At 43.1% G+C, this 19,438-nt stretch carries 21 protein-coding genes and 3 pseudogenes; 8 read left to right on the top strand and 16 right to left on the bottom strand.

From position 1 onward, the window contains the following. Positions 1-211: 211 nt before the first annotated feature. Complete coding sequence (gene ompC / locus ACUN2T_RS15740) at positions 212-1,375, top strand: porin OmpC (RefSeq protein WP_445493952.1); 1,164 nt, start codon at positions 212-214, stop codon at positions 1,373-1,375. Positions 1,376-1,607: 232 nt separating this feature from the next. Continuing rightward, positions 1,608-2,798: an amino acid aminotransferase gene (locus ACUN2T_RS15745; RefSeq protein ID WP_445493953.1), complete on the top strand. Its 1,191-nt coding sequence runs from the start codon at positions 1,608-1,610 to the stop codon at positions 2,796-2,798. A 119-nt stretch (positions 2,799-2,917) separates the two neighbouring features. Here the strand turns inward: ACUN2T_RS15745 and ACUN2T_RS15750 are convergent, their stop codons facing one another. The 5 genes and pseudogenes from ACUN2T_RS15750 to ACUN2T_RS15770 form a co-directional block, all read right to left on the bottom strand. Further along, on the bottom strand, positions 2,918-3,565 hold the full coding sequence (locus ACUN2T_RS15750) for an MBL fold metallo-hydrolase (protein WP_445493954.1): 648 nt from the start codon (positions 3,563-3,565) through the stop codon (positions 2,918-2,920). 45 nt (positions 3,566-3,610) lie between these two features. Continuing rightward, on the bottom strand, positions 3,611-4,159 hold the full coding sequence (locus tag ACUN2T_RS15755) for a DUF882 domain-containing protein (protein WP_445493955.1): 549 nt from the start codon (positions 4,157-4,159) through the stop codon (positions 3,611-3,613). A gap of 84 nt (positions 4,160-4,243) precedes the next feature. Next, positions 4,244-5,956 carry a L,D-transpeptidase gene (gene ldtD, locus ACUN2T_RS15760; RefSeq protein ID WP_445497892.1) on the bottom strand — a complete coding sequence of 571 codons (1,713 nt, stop codon included), beginning with the start codon at positions 5,954-5,956 and terminating at the stop codon, positions 4,244-4,246. Between the two features lie 234 nt (positions 5,957-6,190). Continuing rightward, positions 6,191-6,904 carry an acid phosphatase AphA gene (aphA, locus tag ACUN2T_RS15765; RefSeq protein WP_445493956.1) on the bottom strand — a complete coding sequence of 238 codons (714 nt, stop codon included), beginning with the start codon at positions 6,902-6,904 and terminating at the stop codon, positions 6,191-6,193. A 229-nt stretch (positions 6,905-7,133) separates the two neighbouring features. Then, a pseudogene (locus ACUN2T_RS15770) lies at positions 7,134-7,310 on the bottom strand (class II aldolase/adducin family protein); the annotation flags it as partial. Positions 7,311-8,246: 936 nt separating this feature from the next. On the opposite strand from ACUN2T_RS15770, the pseudogene ACUN2T_RS15775 reads away from it, so the two are divergent. Beyond that, a pseudogene (locus tag ACUN2T_RS15775) lies at positions 8,247-9,916 on the top strand (DUF637 domain-containing protein); the annotation flags it as partial. Positions 9,917-9,921: 5 nt separating this feature from the next. Here ACUN2T_RS15775 and ACUN2T_RS15780 read toward each other — a convergent pair. Continuing rightward, positions 9,922-10,763 (bottom strand): IS5 family transposase gene (locus ACUN2T_RS15780; protein WP_445497893.1). Its coding sequence is split into 2 segments (ribosomal slippage): positions 9,922-10,421 and positions 10,421-10,763, totalling 843 coding nucleotides; the frame shifts between segments, so codons are not numbered across the junction. 81 nt (positions 10,764-10,844) lie between these two features. Between ACUN2T_RS15780 and ACUN2T_RS15785 the strand changes: the two genes are divergently transcribed. Next, the gene (locus ACUN2T_RS15785; RefSeq protein WP_445493957.1) at positions 10,845-11,324 is read left to right on the top strand and encodes an Hcp family type VI secretion system effector; all 480 of its coding nucleotides are present in this window, start codon (positions 10,845-10,847) and stop codon (positions 11,322-11,324) included. Positions 11,325-11,448: 124 nt separating this feature from the next. Here ACUN2T_RS15785 and ACUN2T_RS15790 read toward each other — a convergent pair whose 3' ends face one another. The 6 genes from ACUN2T_RS15790 to ACUN2T_RS15815 all read right to left on the bottom strand — a co-directional run bounded on the left by ACUN2T_RS15790 (position 11,449) and on the right by ACUN2T_RS15815 (position 14,086). Continuing rightward, positions 11,449-11,847, bottom strand: a complete 399-nt coding sequence (locus ACUN2T_RS15790; RefSeq protein ID WP_445493958.1) for a DUF1240 domain-containing protein — start codon at positions 11,845-11,847, stop codon at positions 11,449-11,451. Further along, positions 11,840-12,538 (bottom strand): hypothetical protein, encoded by a 699-nt coding sequence (locus ACUN2T_RS15795; RefSeq protein ID WP_445493959.1) that lies wholly within the window; start codon positions 12,536-12,538, stop codon positions 11,840-11,842. The genes ACUN2T_RS15790 and ACUN2T_RS15795 overlap by 8 nt, the downstream gene beginning before the upstream one ends. Then, positions 12,519-12,722, bottom strand: coding sequence for a hypothetical protein (locus ACUN2T_RS15800; RefSeq protein WP_445493960.1), 204 nt, complete (start codon positions 12,720-12,722; stop codon positions 12,519-12,521). Before ACUN2T_RS15800 ends, ACUN2T_RS15795 begins: the two co-directional genes overlap by 20 nt. A gap of 136 nt (positions 12,723-12,858) precedes the next feature. After that, positions 12,859-13,473: a hypothetical protein gene (locus tag ACUN2T_RS15805; protein WP_445493961.1), complete on the bottom strand. Its 615-nt coding sequence runs from the start codon at positions 13,471-13,473 to the stop codon at positions 12,859-12,861. 56 nt (positions 13,474-13,529) lie between these two features. Further along, positions 13,530-13,805, bottom strand: coding sequence for a type II toxin-antitoxin system RelE/ParE family toxin (locus tag ACUN2T_RS15810; protein ID WP_445493962.1), 276 nt, complete (start codon positions 13,803-13,805; stop codon positions 13,530-13,532). Beyond that, the gene (locus ACUN2T_RS15815) at positions 13,805-14,086 is read right to left on the bottom strand and encodes a CopG family ribbon-helix-helix protein (protein ID WP_445493963.1); all 282 of its coding nucleotides are present in this window, start codon (positions 14,084-14,086) and stop codon (positions 13,805-13,807) included. The genes ACUN2T_RS15810 and ACUN2T_RS15815 overlap by 1 nt, the downstream gene beginning before the upstream one ends. A gap of 230 nt (positions 14,087-14,316) precedes the next feature. Here ACUN2T_RS15815 and rhuM point away from each other — a divergent pair, with 230 nt between their 5' ends. The 4 genes and pseudogenes from rhuM (at position 14,317) to ACUN2T_RS15835 (ending at position 16,852) form a co-directional block, all read left to right on the top strand. Continuing rightward, entirely contained in the window at positions 14,317-15,297 is a 981-nt protein-coding gene (gene rhuM, locus ACUN2T_RS15820; protein WP_445493964.1) for a RhuM family protein, read from the top strand. Between the two features lie 6 nt (positions 15,298-15,303). Then, a complete protein-coding gene (locus ACUN2T_RS15825) occupies positions 15,304-15,864 on the top strand; it encodes a recombinase family protein (protein WP_445493965.1) in 561 nt (186 codons plus the stop codon). 2 nt (positions 15,865-15,866) lie between these two features. Further along, positions 15,867-16,454: pseudogene (locus ACUN2T_RS15830) on the top strand (DUF4158 domain-containing protein); the annotation flags it as partial. A 161-nt stretch (positions 16,455-16,615) separates the two neighbouring features. Next, complete coding sequence (locus ACUN2T_RS15835; protein ID WP_445497990.1) at positions 16,616-16,852, top strand: hypothetical protein; 237 nt, start codon at positions 16,616-16,618, stop codon at positions 16,850-16,852. Between the two features lie 335 nt (positions 16,853-17,187). On the opposite strand, the gene ACUN2T_RS15840 is transcribed toward ACUN2T_RS15835, so the two are convergent. The 4 genes from ACUN2T_RS15840 to ACUN2T_RS15855 form a co-directional block, all read right to left on the bottom strand. Beyond that, the gene (locus ACUN2T_RS15840; protein WP_445493966.1) at positions 17,188-17,949 is read right to left on the bottom strand and encodes an IS5 family transposase; all 762 of its coding nucleotides are present in this window, start codon (positions 17,947-17,949) and stop codon (positions 17,188-17,190) included. Between the two features lie 35 nt (positions 17,950-17,984). Next, entirely contained in the window at positions 17,985-18,137 is a 153-nt protein-coding gene (locus tag ACUN2T_RS15845) for a hypothetical protein (RefSeq protein WP_445493967.1), read from the bottom strand. A gap of 321 nt (positions 18,138-18,458) precedes the next feature. Beyond that, positions 18,459-18,797, bottom strand: a complete 339-nt coding sequence (locus tag ACUN2T_RS15850; RefSeq protein ID WP_445493968.1) for a hypothetical protein — start codon at positions 18,795-18,797, stop codon at positions 18,459-18,461. Beyond that, the gene (locus ACUN2T_RS15855) at positions 18,794-19,258 is read right to left on the bottom strand and encodes a hypothetical protein (RefSeq protein WP_445493969.1); all 465 of its coding nucleotides are present in this window, start codon (positions 19,256-19,258) and stop codon (positions 18,794-18,796) included. The genes ACUN2T_RS15850 and ACUN2T_RS15855 overlap by 4 nt, the downstream gene beginning before the upstream one ends. Between the last annotated feature and the right edge of the window lie 180 nt (positions 19,259-19,438).

The raw sequence follows: 19,438 nt of genomic DNA on the forward strand, positions 1-19,438 counted from the left end.
CCCCTCATTTACATTTTGAAACACTTTGTTGCAAATTCTTACTAAATTTTCTTTTTTGTAGCACTTTGTGAGTGGATAAAAATAACAACCAATGAAACACTTGACAGAGAAACAGACGACACTAAACTCTCACAAATAGTTCCGTAGATTTTTAAAGAATTATTTTTGGCAGTGGCGGGTGTCCGATATAACACCAATGAGGGTAATAATAATGACGAAGTGCAATGTTCTTGCAGTGATAATTCCAGCTCTGTTGGCTGCTGGCGCAGCAAATGCAGCTGAAATTTATAATAAAGACGGTAACAAACTGGACCTGTACGGTAAAGTTGAAGTACGTCACCAATTCGCTAACAACAACAGCGGCGAAGATGGTGATAACTCTTTTGCCCGTCTGGGTTTCAAAGGTGAAACTCAAGTCAATGACCAACTGACCGGTTTTGGTCGTTGGGAATACAATATCAAAGGTAACCGTGCAGAAGCCGTTGATGAAGAAACCAAAACGCGTCTGGCTTTCGCGGGCCTAAAATTTTCCGACTACGGTTCACTGAACTATGGTCGTAACTACGGTGTTGTTTATGATGTCAACTCTTGGACCGACGTGTTGCCAGTATTTGGTGGTGACTCTATGGCTCAAACTGACAACTTCATGACTGGTCGTTCTACAGGTCTGCTAACTTACCGTAATAGCGATTTCTTCGGTCTGGTTGATGGTCTGAGCTTTGCCCTGCAATATCAGGGTGAGAACAGTGACAACACCTCAAATAATCGTGGCAACCGTAAAGACAACGGTGATGGTTACGGTTTCGCTGCGATTTATGACGCAGGTTACGGTATCAGCGTCGGTGGCGCATACTCTAACTCTGCCCGTACTTCTGCACAAAAAACCACTTTTAGCTATGACCCGAAAGAAGGACCTGCTGGTTCTGCTGCTCTAGGTGACCGCGCTGAAGCGTGGAACATCGGTGCTAAATACGATGCCAACAACATCTACCTGGCGGCAATGTACGGTGAAACCCGTAATATGACTCGCTTCGGTGGAAAAGTTGATAGTGAAAACTGGGAAAATATCGCCAACAAAACCCAGAACATCGAATTAACGGCTCAGTATCAGTTTGATTTCGGCCTGCGTCCATCTCTGGCATACGTACAGTCTAAAGGTAAAAGCCTGTTCGGTGACATTAAAGGGGAAGAGAAAGAATCTGGCAACCACGATCTAGTTAAATATGTCTCTGTTGGTACTTTCTACAGCCTCAACAAAAACATGACTACCTATATTGATTACAAAATCAACCTGCTGGATGAAAACGAATTCACCAGAGCAATGGGCATCAGCACTGACAACGTTGTTGGTGTCGGTATGGTCTACCAGTTCTAATGACCATTGATAAATATGTTTAGCTGAATAAGTTAACCATCTTTAAACGAAAGCAGCGCTCAAGCGCTGCTTTTTTATTCTATCTTTTCTTGCTGTTATCTAAACTTTTTCTCACTCCGCAAACTGCCTCACAAGATTTTATTCTTTTTGCTACAAACAGTTGGCAAACTGTTTCTGCGGCGTTAACCTGACTACCCTTTTAGGCTTAACCCTGAGCTTTGGAATCACAAACATGTTTGAGAAAATCACAGCAGCGCCTGCCGACCCCATTCTTGGCTTGGCCGATACTTTCCGTTCTGATCCTCGTACAAATAAAATCAACCTTGGCATCGGTGTCTATAAAGATGAAACAGGAAAAACCCCGGTTCTGCCCAGTGTCAAGAAAGCAGAACAATATCTGCTGGAAAACGAAGCAACAAAGAATTACCTGCCGATTAGCGGCTTAGCCGAATTTGGCATTGTGACGCAAGAATTGCTATTTGGTAAAGATCACCCGGTGGTAACAGACAAACGCGCCCGTACAGTGCAAAGCCCAGGTGGTACAGGTGCTTTGCGTATTGCTGCGGATTTTATTGCCAAACAGACTAACGCTAAACAAGTCTGGATTAGCAATCCAACCTGGCCGAATCATAAAAATGTTTTTTCTGCCGCGGGTCTGGACATTCGCGAATATAAATACTACGACGCTGAAAAACACGCCCTAAATTTCGAAGACATGCTGGCAAGCCTGTCTGACGCTCAGGCGGGTGATGTTGTTCTGTTCCACGGCTGCTGCCACAACCCGACGGGTATCGATCCAACCCCAGCCCAGTGGGCCAAACTGGCAGAAATGTCGGCGGAAAAAGGCTGGCTGCCCATTTTTGATTTCGCTTACCAAGGATTTGCCAAAGGTCTGAACGAAGACGCAGAAGGCCTGCGTATTTTTGCGAAAAATCATAATGAACTGATTGTTGCCAGCTCTTATTCCAAAAATTTTGGCTTGTACAATGAACGTGTGGGAGCCTGTACTATCGTTGCCGGTGACAGCGATACAGCAGAAAAAGCGTTCAGCCAGGCTAAAGCCATTATCCGTGCTAACTATTCCAACCCACCCTCTCATGGTGCATCGGTTGTCGCTACTATTTTGTCAAATGAAGAACTAAAAGCCGCCTGGGAACAAGAGCTGACCACCATGCGCGAACGTATTCAACGTATGCGCCAACTGTTTGTGAACACCTTACAAGAAAAAGGTACAAAACAAGATTTTAGCTTCATTATCAACCAGAATGGTATGTTTTCATTCAGTGGACTGACAAAAGAGCAAGTTGAACGCCTGCGTACAGAATTTGGTATATACGCCGTCAGTTCCGGTCGTATTAACGTCGCTGGCCTGACACTGGAAAATATGGCTCCACTGTGTGAAGCCATTGTTACGGTACTCTGAATCAACATTCACCTGACTATGAAAAAGCCGCTCAATTTCAGCGGCTTTTATCGTCTGATATCGTTGCCAATCGGACAACTATCCTCCAAAACCCAAACCGACTCTTATTCAATTCCACATCACCAACTTGGTACTTCATCCTGTAAAAATGGATTAGTCTGCCGTTCATAACCCAGCGTAGACATTGGCCCGTGCCCTGGAATAAATTTATAATCATCACCAAGTGGCAGAAGTTTATCTTTAATTGAATTAATTAACTGCTGGTGATTACCACGTGGAAAGTCGCTGCGTCCAACCCCCCCTTTAAACAGTACATCCCCCATATAAATCAATTTATCTGCATGATTCACAAATACGACATGCCCGGGTGTATGGCCCGGACAGTGCAATACAGACAAACCGACCCCGCCAACATGTAACTCATCACCTTCATTCAGCCAGCGGTCAGGTTCAAATGATGCACATTCCTCAATGCCAAACATCCGGCTCTGAGCCTGCAAGCCTTCGATCCAAAAAGCATCTTCCTGCTGTGGTCCGTAAACCGGAACATTAAAATGTTCAGCGACTTCGGCTGTTGCACCAACATGGTCAAAATGACCATGAGTCAATAAAATCTGGGTCAATTTCAGGCCACGGCTTTCGATCTCAGTAATCAACTTTGCCGCTTCACCGCCCGGATCAACAATTGCCGCTTCCTTACTCTCATCATTCCAAATAAGGGTACAATTTTGCATAAAAGCAGTCACAGGAATAATTTGGTATTTCATTATTTCATTTACTCCATAGTCAAAACAAAATAGTTACTCACCAGATTACCACGTCCTGACGGGACCTGTATCAATATGAACAAAATTACTGTGTGGATAGTACCCCACACCACCCGCTTTCATTTTCAGAGCAGCTTTACAAATATGCCTAAGATCAACACCTTCAATATGGAAATCCATCGCCCGCCCGCGAGTATGGTAACTCTGTTTAGCCACGCCTTTACTTTTCTTGCGCAACTGATTGTTGGTCACCAGTGAGCGGTAACCAGAAATAAGTTGTACAGGCTTATTTATGCCCATCATCATTTGCAGCAAATAAATCTGATCAAATAACTGAGGATCAATAGTTTTGACTTTATTTTGCCGGTAATCCCGAAACAGATGATTCAGGCGAGCCAGCTCATCATTATTGTAACGATGGCCATCGAAAAATTCGGCTTTAATCGTTTCGCCCGTATGTAAATTGTCAAAACGTAAGATCCGGGGGCGGGGAGTGGTCAACGTCGCAAAAACATGCCCCGGTAACAAACTCAAGCCTAACGCAGCAGCCCCCACACCCAGCCACTTGCGGCGATTATGATCGATTATATCCATGAAGAAACATCTACCCAGATTATGAAAAAATAGGCCATCAGGCAACTGGTCTCTGTGACAACGCATAATGAAAATTAGTTGCATTTAGTTTTGTAAATGCAACAACTTTGACAAAAACGGGGAACCCTGTCGCACACTGTTATCATAGCCATAAATATCAGTGCGATACTGAGGCACACCCTGCTCATCTACCCAAGCAGTCAAATAATACAAATAAACAGGAACACGCTGTGGGATCTTGACATAAGCGGTATTGCCCTGTTTCAAAGCACTATCTACCTTGCTTTGAGTCCAGCCAGCATCTCCCAGTAACATACTTGCCAATTCTGACGCCTTATTAACCCTGACACAACCAGAACTGATCGCCCTGATATCTTTGCTAAACAGGCTATGATTCGGCGTATCGTGCAAATAAATGGCATCAGAATTTGGCATATTAAACTTATAGCGGCCTAATGAGTTAGCTGGCCCCGGAGCCTGCCATACCCGATAAGGAAAATTAGCCGGTGTAATCACATTCCAATCAATAGTGTAAGGATCAATCACACTGGCATCAGCACGCCAGTTTGAAAAAATAACGTACCCCCGGCGCTGGAAATATCCGGGATCATTAACCGCCCGCGGCGCAATATCTTTTCTTGTCAGGCTGGTTGGCACACTCCAGGGAGGATTAATCACGACATTATTCAGCACATTACTCATCATTGGCGTTTTACGGCTTGGACGACCAACGATCACTTTCGAGTTCAACACTTCCTGATCATTAAGATAATAATGCAACGAATAATCAGGAATATTGACCATAATTCCAGTGGAAACATGCCCTGGGACAATCCGCAAACGCTGGATATTAAGCGCCATTAACCCAGCTCTGGTTTGAGGTGACGTATTCAGCCAATCTCTGGTGCGTTTACCCATCACGCCATCGGGTGCCAATCCCTGCCACTGCTGGAAATTTTTTACTGCGGCTACCAATTCAGCGTCATAGATATTACCTGATTGAGTTGTCGCATTCTTCAGCATGCCGGTACGGATAAGTATTTCTCTTAAAGCAGTGATATCCGGGCTACTCTGCCCCGGTTTTAATGCACCTTTGCCAGAAACCTGTGGCCACGATTTACTTTCAGCCAATAGTTTCATCATCTCCTTATGCATATTTTCATATTGAGAGTGCTGTGGCATCCATGCTGCAACATAAGCGGCCACATTGCGATCTGTAATCGCTTGCTGCCACCGGTCTATGATTGCAGGTGAAGGTAAAACAATTTTGTATGGTGTCGTGCGATAGAGCCAGTTTTCACCCTGATGACTGACATCGGAGACAAATTGCAAATAACCTAACATAGCATCAGATAAAATGAGATCACGCCCCCTATCGCTCAATTGAGGATCATTGAGTTCAATCAGCCATTGGCCGAATTGCGGCTGAAACCCCGCCAATGCCAGTTCTAAAAGTTGTTGTTCAAAACGCTGAATAGCCGTTTTGTCCTGCCATAAAGGTTGCATCTGGTTAGATGAATACAGACTAACCAATCGGTCAAAGAAAATGGGCTTAACTTGCTCCGGTAACCAGCTTCGAAGCACTCTGCGATTCTCTTCTTGTGCAACCGCAGAAGTTTGAATGTGTACTTGTTTAAATATTGCTGTCTCAGACACCTTTTCAGTCTGCATTTTTGACAGATCCTGCATATCACTTTCCATCAGCCTATTCTGCTGATGGGCTAAAGCATAGCCAGCCACCATTAATGTACTGTAAATAACCAAAATGCACAGCGGCTTTATCGCTCTTTTTACCATAATCAGCATACCCACCCTCAGAACATTCTCATAAATTAATTCTAACTATGGCAGATCCAGAATCTAATCTAAGGAAAATAATAAGTTAATTACTTTATAAATTATTTGTCCACACAGGAAATATAATCAGCAACCGCAAGAAAACCAAATAAAAAAGTACCAAAAGACGCCGAAACGTCTTTTTCAAGAAATTTAAGCCTTGTTCCTAGCTCAACCAACATAATTAACATGGCATTAAAACTGTGAATTAACAATGACTTCCTCACCAAATCGGCCTGCTTTAGGCAATGGTTGATAAGTAGAATTTGCAGCACGCAGGATACGGACACCCCGAATATTCAACTCATGGGCGGCAGCAATATCTGCATCTGAATCACCGTAATAAATTTTCAATTTATTTTCTTTCATCCAACTGACTTTATTATTCTGACCAGGTTCATCTCCGGCAAAAATAACCGGATTCATTTTATCTGCGGGAATATTCAGACCTTCCTGCAAGTAATGCGTAACATTTTCAGTCGTGGTTTTACTGCGACCAGTAATGAAATAGATGTTATCACCGCGTTTCAAGTGCATTGCCACCAACTTAATCCCCACCTTCTTGGGAATACTGAACTGATCCCAACCGTTATTCATTTTTTCCCAGAACTTAGGATTTTTCAGATAACTAAAATCGTTTGGGGAAAACGCTAACTTACCGCGATAGAAACCTGGACTTGAAAACATAACAGTATCATCAATATCAAAACCAACAGCCATAGGTGGCTGACCTGACAGGCTTTTCTCGATTTGCTCGATAGAAACCCAATTCACTGCCTGCTGTTGAGCTAATTCAACAACCGTGACACCTTGATTAACCTGAGCAGGCATCAATATTTTTGCTTGCGAAAATCCATTCAGGCCAAAAGCAAAAACAGCGGTAACCAGTGTTAAAGTGACTTTACGCATGATCATTCTCTTGTCTTTATTCGACGGTATAGACGTTCCCTACCTGGATAACAGGAGGGTCCTTATTCAATTCCTCCCAATGGCTTCCATGATGGTGCAACCATTGTTGAAGAGGTATTATAATACAGCGAGAAACGACCAAACTGCGATCACAATTCGCTGAAATCTCTCCTCCGGGGTTGGTAAGCCACTCAGATTATTCAATTGTCTGGCTGCGCTGGGATTGACCACAGGGAATTGAATCCCCTCCCGCTGCTGCGATCATGTAATAAATAGCTGGGATTGATTTATTTAAAATAGAAACTGCTGTGCAATGAATTGCATGATTATGGACGGCTGCATTTGCATCAGATCTGGCAGGATAAACCGCCTGATGAAAGCGCCATTCTAAAAACGGTTTATTCCCTGCCATGTTTAATGTATTCACCAACAATGTTATCCTCCGGTTATTCTACATTTAACTGCCCTGCCATGACTATTTAAAGGGATACGAACATGTTTACTTCCAGATTAACGATCTGGCACTTATTATGTGAATCTACCCCTTTTATTTAAATTTGTGCCTTGAATCATTAAAAGTCCGTAAAATTATTCAGACTTTTAGTCAGTCAGTTTATTTAAAAACACCGCTAAACAATCAAATCACACTTGAAAACTGACGCCGCTATTCTATTATGAGCTTCCCGCCAATAGTGAAAAGCTGCCGGAAATACTGTCGGCTAAAAGTATCTTATTACACAGTGGAGAAATCACCCTCAAAGATAAAATCAACGCGGCTAATGATTTAAACATCATTTCTGAAAACGATATTACCCTTAAAAATTCAATACTTTCGACAGCCAATAATTTATCTATGGCTGCCGTCAATAATATCAATATCTGGCAAAGTGATATAAAAGGAAAGGATATCACCGCTATTAGCCGTCATGGAGATATTCTATTTCATAATGGTGATCAATTCGGTTATCTTTGGCGCCAACACAGTACCCATGATCATCCTGTATCCAATAAACTGGATGCTGTTAATAATTTAACTATCCACTCGGGTAAAAATCTCCTGTTACAAAACGTCTATTTACAACCGAGTAAAAATATCGCTCTGATAGCAAGTAATAATGTGACCGTAGAAAACCATGCGGACACCTATAATTTTGCAAAATTAAAGACAGCAAACAGGCATAACGCACCCATATCAGGGGTGTTAAATACCCTTGAATCACTGACAATCCATGCTGGAAATACTATTTCCGCTAAAGGCTCAGATACCTCTTCGGGGAAAGATATTGATTTGAGCTCCGCAGAATTAACCTGTCAAGATCATATCCTGCCTCTAGACTCAACAGAACTCAGCAGCAAAATCACCGCAAAGAATAATATCAGTATAATGAGTGGCGGGGATATTAATGGGAAAGCGGTTCAGATACAGGCTAACGGTAATACATTACTATCCGCCGGAAGAAATATCACATTACCGTCCCTGGCATATGCTGTAATTAACCCGGCTAATGATAACAACAAAGATGACCGACATATTATTGCTCAAATCCGGAGTGATAAAAAACTGACGATAGCAGCAAATGGGACCCTCACCACCGTGGGCGCTCAATTGACTTCTGATGGTGATGTCACCCTCTCCTCCGGCGGCAATATGCGTTTTGAACCGGTTCAGAACCACACCTACCGGGAAGGTCACAGGGAATTCACCGAATCCGTGACTCAGCAGGGCACTGAACTGACCAGTGGCGGCATACTCACGGTTATCTCAACCGGCAGTATTCTTTTCCAGTCCACCAAACTGGCTGCTAAAGGGGCGATGGATATCGCGGCACAAGGCGGTTATCTGTACGCTCAGGCGATGGAAGAATCCAGTCACTATGAGAAAACAGAGACCAAACGTCGGTGGTATGGCAAAAAGAAAACCACCACACGCACCCGTCATGATGTCACGAACAAAGTGACTGAATTTACCGCCGGCGGTGATATTAACCTGTTAAGCCGGGATGACAGCACTTATGAAGCCAGCACGCCACCCATCAAAATGCCAAACTGACCAGTACTCACGGTCAGGTTAATTTTAAAGCGGTAAAAAACAGCACCTTTGCGCAAACGATTACCCATTCCAAAGGGTTCTACATCAAGCAAACAGATAAAGGTTACACCGAAAATACCTGGGTGCTTCCCGCTATTCATCTCGGTGGAAAACTCACCGTAGAGGCCGCCAACGGGATCAACGCGGATATTAAAGCTAAAAATGGTCAGTCGTTACAAAATGTTGTCTCCGTCCTCGGTAATACCCCGGAAACCACCTGGCTGAAAGGGCTCAATGAAAGTCAGGATGTGCAATGGAACTTAGTCAAAGACGCGTATGACCGCTGGGATTATAAGAGCCAACATTTGAATCCGGTGGCTTCAGCGGTGATAGCGATTGCGGTGGCTGCTGTGACAGCAGGCGCAGGCATAACGGCTTCGGTGGCCGGATCAGCCGCAGGCACGGCAGGTTCAGCGGCGACGGCAGCGGGGGCGACCGCCAGCACCGCCGCTACCGTGGGCTCAATGGCTTACGGCGCGACGGCTTCCGGCATGGCGGCGCTGGCCTCTCAGGCAGCGGTCGCTCTGGTGGAGAATCAGGGAGACTTATCCAAAACCTTAAAGGCGATGGGCAGCAGCGACACGGTTAAATCCACTTTCACGTCCATGGCAATGGGCGGCGCACTGGCGGGCTTTGACACGGTGATGGGATGGGATAATGCGACAAAAGCCACCTTACCCCAACTGAGCAATCATGACTGGAGTAAGGTAGCTCAACGGGTCGCGGGCCAGTCCATTATCGGTGCCAGTCTGGGGACAACGATTAATGGCGGCAGCTTTAAAGACAATTTCACCACGGCTTTGCTGTCTAATATTGGTAGTCAGATTAATGCGGAAGGGGCCAATTTAATTGGGAAAAACGGCCAAATATTAGGTTTACCCGGCAAGGCGATTAGCCATACTGCGGTATCCGCTCTAGGTAGCGTCCCTTAATTATATAATCTCCGGCAAAAGAGTCGAATACAGCCTAATTTCACCATCGACAGATAGTTTCGTGCTGTTTTTTCATAGCGGGTGGCAATACGTCGATTACCTTTCAAAAAACCAAAACAGCGTTCGACAACATTACGGTCACAATAAGCCTGTTCATCAAATTGTGTACGACCATCACTATGCCCTTTTTCATTGATTTTATAAGGAATAATGCTCTTTATTCTCAATTTGCGCAGGTAACCGCGGAGTTTTCTTCCCGAATAGCCTTTATCTGCCAACACCGCTTTGCCACGCCGTTTCATAAAGCCATTCTTGCGTTGGACGCCAATGCCATCAAGCAAAGGAATAGCCGTTTGACTCTCATGGGCCTGGCCTGCCGTCAACATCAGGTTGAGTGGGAATCCCTTTCCGTCAGTTGCCAGGTGGATTTGGGTGCCATAACCACCGCGTGAGCGACCCAACGCATGGTCGTCAGCGATATCGGGATGTTTTTTTTCGCCCCGGCAGCCTCTTTACTGGCACGAACATGGCTGCCATCCAGACAAATTTCAGACCAGTCTATGAGGCATTTTTCATCCAGAGTAGACAGTAATCGGTTAAATATCTTATTGATAATGCCTGATGTTGACCAACGGTTAAATCGGTTATAAACCGTTTTCCAGGGACCGTAGCGTTCAGGCAAATCGCGCCAGGGCGCACCTGAACATAACACCCAGAACATCCCATTCATCACACGGCGGTGTTCAACATGTGGACGTCCTGCCCGCCCTGAACGTACAGGGGGCAAACAAGATTCTATCAATATCCAGGCGTCATCAGAAATGTCGTAACGTGCCATCATTTCGTTCCTGCATCGAAATCAATCAGATAATAATACTATTAATTGATATTAAGGGACACAACCTAGGATGGTATTTTTATGTCATACATGATTTACTTGTCTTTAAATGGTAAAAACCAAGGTCTCATATCTGCGGGGTGTTCAACCCTAGATTCAATAGGAAATAGATATCAATACGGACACGAGGATCAAATACAGGTACTCAGTCTGAATCATTCAATTACACGACAACAGAATGTCGGTCATCAACCCATACAATTTATTAAACCCGTAGATAAATCGTCACCATTATTAGCGATGGCTATAGATTCAAACGAATCTCTAAATGGCGCTTTTGTTTTTTACAGAACAGGCCAAGCTGGTCAATTGGAATTATTCTATGAAGTCAAAATCACGGAAGCCACTATCACAGATGTTTCTTGTATATACCCGCATTCTATAAATGATTTTGATGCCATGCCATATGAAAGAGTTACACTCAATTATAAATCCATCTCATGGAATCATATAACAGCCGGCACATCTGCTTATAGCATATGGGAAGATAGAAATTATTAATAAACATAAAACACTAAATACTTTTTCATGCAAGTGTCCTGCAATTTTGAAATCTTATTTAGTTATGTCGAGTAGCCTTCTGGTTACTCGACATAACTAAGCATATGCTCTTTATTATTAATAATTAGTGACAAAGTGAAATATCCCTAACATATTTATTTGGTGCCATCCACGAAGATTTATCACATGTTACATACCCCTCATTTTTTAATTTATCATCAACATAAAAAGATACAAATAAAGTAAGAATAAACCCTGTTATTGACACATATGAAACATAATTCCCTATTTTACTATTAAGACGTTTCACTTTACCCAATGAAATTCTATATAAAATAGAAGAAATATAAATCAATACAGGACTAAACCAAATAGCTCCCGCGCTTTTCCATGAAAATGTAATAACACCATCACTATTAAAAAAACCGACATAATCATTCAATGAAAAAAACACAGATAACACTACCATAAAAAGAATTAATAAAACCCCCAAATATAATTTAGTTTTATTTTTATTAACCACGGCTAAACCTACCCCACATATTAAAAAATTGATCTGCCGTAGGTGTTCCTACAGGAATATTATTTCTTTTACCATTTTTTAAATGTTTAATTATAGTTTCACTAATTTTAAAATGGTCATCTAACCAATATAAAGAAAGAGAAGCTAATAACCCAATAGCAAAAACTCCAAGAGATACAAGCATAAGACTTCCCCCTACAGCTAAGATTGGAGAAATAATTAGAGTCTTAGCAGCCGTAGCAATACCTATTGATACAGCTAATTTTGCACCATCCATTGTTAAATTAACAAACAAATCAACCAGTCCATATTCATCTTTAAATATTAATTCAACTAGTCTATATGCAGCTGAGAATACTATACCGAATCTAGCACCTTGCGCAATTCCAGCTTCAACACCTAGTGTACCTACCCCAAAATTCACTATATGTGGATTATTAGCAAGGTATCTTGCGGCGTTTAAATAGTCTCGTACACTAGGGTAACCTGATAACCTTATATATCTTCTTCCATCCTTACCAAAATGCTCTGTTGCGTTCACACCGAAACTTCTTAAGTCATTTGCTATTCTTGCTACTCCAACAGAATCATGGATATTACCAGCAAATGATGAAACTGGGTCAGTATATGAATAGATAGTTTTAATATTATTCTTCCATGAATTATAGAAATTATGATCTAGTGTTTTCATATAAGCTATAGCTTCCTCTTCTGTCAATAAAGCAATTAATCTCTTGGTTTAGTTTAAATTGACTCTCCAGCTCCAATAGCATACGGTTATATTTTTGATCTTCTATTTGTTTTTTAAAATTAAGATGATCTTCATATTTATAATCATCTTCAACAAATGTTCTTAAGCGTGGGTCATATTTCATTTTACAACTCCATTTATATTATATATTTCATTTGAATTTTGTCTCATATTTTATCGGACTCCGCTATTTTTTCTTTAGATTTCCTGAGTTATTGGGAACCGGATCAAGTTTCCCTGTTGGGGTATGGCATTGCGTTTTAAGCTGCTCGACCAGCTGATAAGTGTTGTATATGGCGGAGTAATTTCTGTCCACACCTTGCACTGAAGAAAAATTTGGCACTCAACCCAACGACAAGAGTCGTAACCAGCGCTGTAGACAGTATCGTTCCTCCGACAATTTTCCAAAGGTTCTTTTTCAACTGGTCATAAAGCGATGTAAGATCACGTTCCGCGCTCGCAATTTTATCCACAAAGCCACTACCACGCTGAGTCATCGTGTCAACCTGTGTGACTATCGCCTCCATCTGGGCATCCGTTCTCTGCCGGACAGCCCCCGCAATATCCGTTTGTTGGATAATAGCCATAATATTCTGGCCAAGTTCATTCGGTACGGTTTTAGCCAGTTCTCTAAACTGGAGTGCTGTCATATCCAATGAATTTATAGCACTCCGTTTAACCACATCCAGCTCTGCCAATTGCTGTTTCAGTGCCTCCGTTGCCAGATTCAGCGAAGCTTTAGACTCCAAGATGGCATCAAAAGCATCATTCTTGGCTTCTGCCATCTCGTTTATCATGTCCGTCACAATCGCCTGCTGTTCTTCCAGCACCGTGAGATAGCCGGCTATTTTTTCAAAGTCCGTTGACGTTTTCATGTGTATTCCTGCTAAAAGCCCAGGTCATAACCTGGCTTAGGGACGACGTTGCCATCTCAACGGTTTTCTCGGGTATGCCATAACCGCAGCACGTAGATGATTGAATCAACAACCTCGTAACGAATCTCGTACTCCCCAACCAAAATCCTCCTAACCTCCCGTGGTTCGAACTGGAACAGTTGTTCCCCAATACGAGGGTTGGTTAGCAAAATGGTCGGAACCTGAGTCAGTGCCTGCACGGCTCTAGCAGCAGCTGGCTTGTTAGCCAGAGACAGAAATTCATACAAGCGCGCCAAATCAGAGAGCGCCTTACTGGTCCACTTCAGTTCCATCAACATGGCACCGGCAGTTGCATGTCGGTACCGAGGCTGTCAGCCCAAGCCTGCACCTCCAGATGATCGATAACCCGACCCGTATCCACGTCTGCCAGCGCCTCTTGGGTCAGGCGATCCCGATCCTCTTCCTGGGCGATCCATGCAGAAAGTGCCTGTTTCATGATCCAGCCACGTGAACGTTCAAGTCGGGCTGCCATCTGGTCAACTTTGTCGGCCATCGGCAGTGGCACGTGTGCGGTCAGTACCTTGGTTGTTGCTTGTGTCATGTTGCTCTTCATTTACCGACTCCTTATTTTTATTTGATTCAAAGTTAATCATACTGATTTATTTTAAATCAATCAAGATAGTGTCAGCTTGGGCTATACCCTATCCTGATGTCAGATACCTTATACAAAGAGTGTCAGAATACAAAGAGTGTCAGAATAGAATCAGTTTTTGAATTTATTGACACCAATCATTAAAGGTCATAGAGTCTTTCCTGACACTTCAGAACACAAAAGGCAATGAAATGGGCGAACTTGTCATTTATCAACCAAGCAATGGGGATAAAGTTTCGGTAAGGCTGGAAGGCGATACACTTTGGCTCACACAACGGCAACTGGCGGAAATTTTAGAAACATCGACCGATAACATCAGCCTGCACCTCAAAAACATTTATGCCAGTGGTGAATTGACGGAAATAGCAACTACCGAGGATTTCTCGGTAGTTCAACAAGAGGGGCCTCGATCCGTTTCCCGAAAAATCAAACATTACAATCTTGATGCCATCATTTCTGTCGGCTATCGTGTCAATTCGAAACGGGGTACGCTATTTCGTCAATGGGCAACCGGTGTTCTACGCGACCACTTGATGCAAGGGTGGTCGCTGGATCGCACCCGTTTCGAGCGCAACGCAGCCGAACTGGAAGCCGCGCTGGCATTAGTCAGGAAGACGGCGCAATCTCCCAGTCTCATTGTCGAAACCGGCAGAGGTCTGGTTGAAATTGTTAGCCGTTATATTCAAACCTTCTTGCTATTGCAACGCTACGATGAAGGTTCATTGATTGAGCCCAAGGGAACAACGGGCGGGCTTATGCCCTCTATTGACGAAGTCAGACGTTCCATCACTGGGTTAAAAGCGGATCTTATATCACGGAATGAGGCCAGTGAGCTTTTTGGTCTTGAACGCGGTGATGCACTCGAAGCTATTCTCGGTAACCTCGACCAGACCGTATTCGGTGAGCCTGCTTATCCAACCATTGAACGTAAGGCGGCACATCTACTGTATTTCGTCATCAAAAATCATCCTTTGTCTGATGGTAACAAACGTACCGCTGCTTTTTTGTTTGTTGACTTCCTCAGCAATAACAACGCACTGATGCGAGATGGACAGCCTGTTATAAACGACATTGGACTCGCTGCGTTAGCGTTGCTTGTCGCAGAATCAGCACCGACGCAAAAAGAAACAATGACCCGTTTGATTGAAAACATGTTGGTTGGTGTCAGGTAAATTAGCATGAAAGGACAACGCATTGGCTACATCCGGGTGAGTACGTTCGACCAAAACCCAGAACGGCAACTTGAAGGTATTCAGGTTGACCGAACCTTTACCGATAAGGCATCGGGAAAGGACGTGAAGCGCCCGCAATTGGAGTCACTCATCAGTTTCGCACGTGAAGGCGACACCGTCGTGATACACAGTATGGATAGACTGGCTCGCAATCTCGACGATTTGCGTTGTATCGTACAAACGCTGACGCGGCGCGGCGTACTCATCGAATTTGTTAAAGAGCATCTCTGTTTTACTGGGGAAGATTCACCGATGGCAAACCTGATGCTGTCTGTCATGGGAGCGTTCGCCGAATTCGAACGGGCGTTGATCCGCGAGCGACAACGCGAAGGTATTGCTCTTGCTAAGCAGCGCGGGGCTTACCGGGGGCGCAAGAAAGCACTAGAACCAGATCGCCGTGCCGAACTACGGCGTCGCGCTGCTGCCGGTGAAAAGAAAACGCAGTTGGCGCGCGAGTTTTGTATCAGCCGCGAAACACTCTATCAATACCTGAAAATGGATAACTGACGATGCCGCGCCGCTCAGTTCTTTCCATCAATGAACGTATCAACCTACTTGCTATGCCGGAAAATCAGGAGGATTTGATCCGTTTTTACACCTTCAATGAGTCTGATATGGCGCTGATTCAACAATACCGCGGGCAGGCCAACCGACTGGGTTTTGCAGTTCAGCTTGCCCTGCTGCGCTATCCAGGGTATGCGCTGGGAACCGACACTCAGTTGCCAGCGTTGATCATCGAATGGATCGCCAGACAGATACAAGGTGATGCAAGCACATGGGAAAAGTATGGGAAACGCGATGAAACCCGGCGCGAACATTTTCAGGAACTGCGTACTTATCTCGTGTTGTCAACGTTTGGAATGGCTCGAATTTTGGTACAAACAGTCGCTGAGCTTGCGATGCAGACCGACAAAGGACTGTTACTCGCAGAACATGCGTTGGAGATACTTCGCCAGCGACGGGTCATTTTGCCAGTACTGACTGTTATTGAGCGAGTTTGTGGAGAGGCAATTACACGCGTCAATCGGCGCATTTACAAGATATTAAATGCGCCTCTGAGCGAACATCATCGGCACCGCCTTGACGACTTATTACGAAAGGTCTCCTTTGGCGCAAATCCATCATAGCTATAGAGAGCATAAAAATGTGTGGGGCACTTATGCGGCCAAACAGTTAAAGAAGTTTCACCTGGCAACCTAAAGCGTCGCAAAACCAGAGGGTTGACATGGATGAGAACCACTTAACGGTATAAGTATTCATGGGTCATAATCCGGTTGAATTACCTATTTTACAGCCAAACAACTCAAGTGCCCACACATTTTTATGCTCTCCATGGAGACATCTGGATACTGTTGTTGAAAAACGTATGCTCCGGCGGGATGCTGCCCGTCAGCTGAATCTACCGGAACGCCAGACTCAGCGTCTTATGAACCGCTTTCGTGAATCTGGTGCTGCAGGACTTGCCGGGTTATGTGGTGCTCTGTTACGAAATTGACTATTATCACCCTTTTTTATAGTAAGAAGATGCTTTAAAAATAATATTCTCACGACTAATTTTTTCCAACTTTAAACTCGTTCCATGGAATGTGTAGAACATCACAGTCATATATTTCCTGAATGGTCAACGCAGTCTTTTTCATTGTGGGGAAAAATACCAGAAAAAATAATTTCATTGAAGTAAAACCAAGCTGGGCATCTATATTTCCCCTATTTATAGAAATTTTACAAACAGTGTCGAAATATTATGGTTATTATTGAGGCATATATAAAAATAAGAATGTGAAAAAATTTTTTATGATCTAGGGGCTGTTGATGTTTTAAAGTCATTATTCAATCAACCCACATCGGCAACCAGACAATGATGAATGCGAGTGCCACCATACTGGTATAATTCCGTTCAAGTTTATCGTATCTCGTTGCTATTGCTCGAAAATGCTTAATTCGAGCAATAGCATTCTCGACTAAATGGCGATAACGGTATAAGCACTTATCAATACCCTGGTCTGTTTTTCGACTATTTTTACGATAAGGGAGCACTGGAGTCGCATCCCGTTGTTTAATAAACATCCTGAAACGCTGACTGTCATATCCTTTATCAGCAATAACTGCTTCGGAAGTGGGAGACTTGGAAATAAGGCTTTCTGCGTGAACACTGTCATGAACCTGCCCCCCCGAAAGTTCAAAATGAACGGGCAAGCCTCCGCTGTCTACCGCTAAATGGATCTTGGTTGAACGTCCACCACGACTTTTGCCTATCGCCTCGTCGTTATCTGAAGCAGCTCCAGCACTATGTTGATGAGCCCGAACGATAGTCCCATCAATGAACAACCACTCTGTATCTGCAATCTCAGATAACCCTTTGAAAATAATCTGTAAAATACCTCTCTTTGACCAAGCGTTGAAACGCGAAAAGACCGTATTCCATTTGCCGAATTCTGTGGGTAAATCGCGCCAGGGGATGCTTGTTCTCATCCGATAAATAATGCCTTCCAAGGTCAAACGGTGTTCAGGTTTATCATAAATCCAACCGGTGTGTTGCATGAATGCGGATAGCTTATTCCAGTAGAGATCTGTTAACATTGTTCTCGGCATGATGGTGAGGTCTGGTTGTTTTTTGGCGAAAGTAATTATATCAAATCATCATGCTGTCTAATAATCCCCCGAAAAACATCAACAACCCCTAGTATATCACGTGCTGTTTTAATGGTTTTTATAGACAAATGTTCTAATGCTGGATAAACAAGATCCCACTCTGACTGTGAAATACGTTTAATCTTCACATTTACCTCTTAAAGCACTTTACAAACTCTGAATTATATCAACTTATTGTAAATTATCGTTTTATTAATTATTTCATTTTGAAATAGAGAAAGTGAAACCCGACGCGGCAACGTGCGGGGTTTCTAGTTAAAACTTTACGAAGGGTAAAATACCCATTCATAGTATAAATCAAACTCACTTTATTTAACACTTCAAGCTATATACACTTCCCTTGTTCATGCTGCTTTGATCAGTTGTAGCTCGATGCCGGCGTTTGCTTATTTTATTTTTTACAGTGAGTTAGAGGTTTTACTATGCGAAGAAAGATGGTGATTATGATTTCATGGTGAAATTGTTGGGTCCTCCCCTTGTCGCCTAAACAAATGGAGAACCTTTTCTGAAAGTTGATAATTAGACTTGGTATTTAAACGGCTCTTTCTCTCACTATATATAATTCCATCCGGTGTTATATACTTGATTATTAACAAATCTGCTTTTCTTAAACGACTGCATAAACCGGATAGATTTTCTTTTGCAACGTTAGTTACATTGACTAATTCATCAATGCTAACCAAATTCACACCATCGTCATATTTATCTAGCATATAAAAAAATACAGCTATAGCCGTTCCTTTCCGACCAGTTTGTGAAAAAATGTCACCAATATCTGAAAATTTCATGTAGATTTGCCTAGTTTCTTTTCATGCCACTTAACAATGTTAAAACGCTCTAATTCTTCTATTGCAGCACATAACCAGCCAGTAATCGCTACATGAGAAGAGATATGTTGTGGTAATTGTACAAGTAAATCAGCTAACTGTGTTGATTTACTCATCGTCAAAAATATCGTTGCTAAACCAGCCCATTCTTCATCATTTGAAGGCATCCATTTGGATTCAAGTAGCATCAATAGTACCACTTTAGCTGCCCATAGTGGAGTTTCAACTTTTCTCATAGTCCATGATGTAAAGGGCGCACCAAATACAGGCTTATCGCGTCCGATAAGCCCATTTTCAACAGCAACTTTGGTTAATTGTGCTGCTCCCTGTGCTGCTGATAGGTCAGTCCCCATAATCCACATTTTGACAACTTTAGCCCGGAACGTTTTGGACATTGTAATTAATGGAGTTTGAATTATCATAGTTCAACCTTACTGTTTATTTAAACTGGTATTCCCCGCCATTCGCGGCGGGATTCATCATATCAGCGATTAATCTCACCATTGATAAAGTTCAACAAATAGATCCCCGCTGCACTAGGTACATCAAATATGCGCCTAGTAGCATCATATAATGGGGAACCTCTAAAAACTCTCAATACA

It is taken from the genome of Photorhabdus machadonis, from assembly GCF_052657765.1.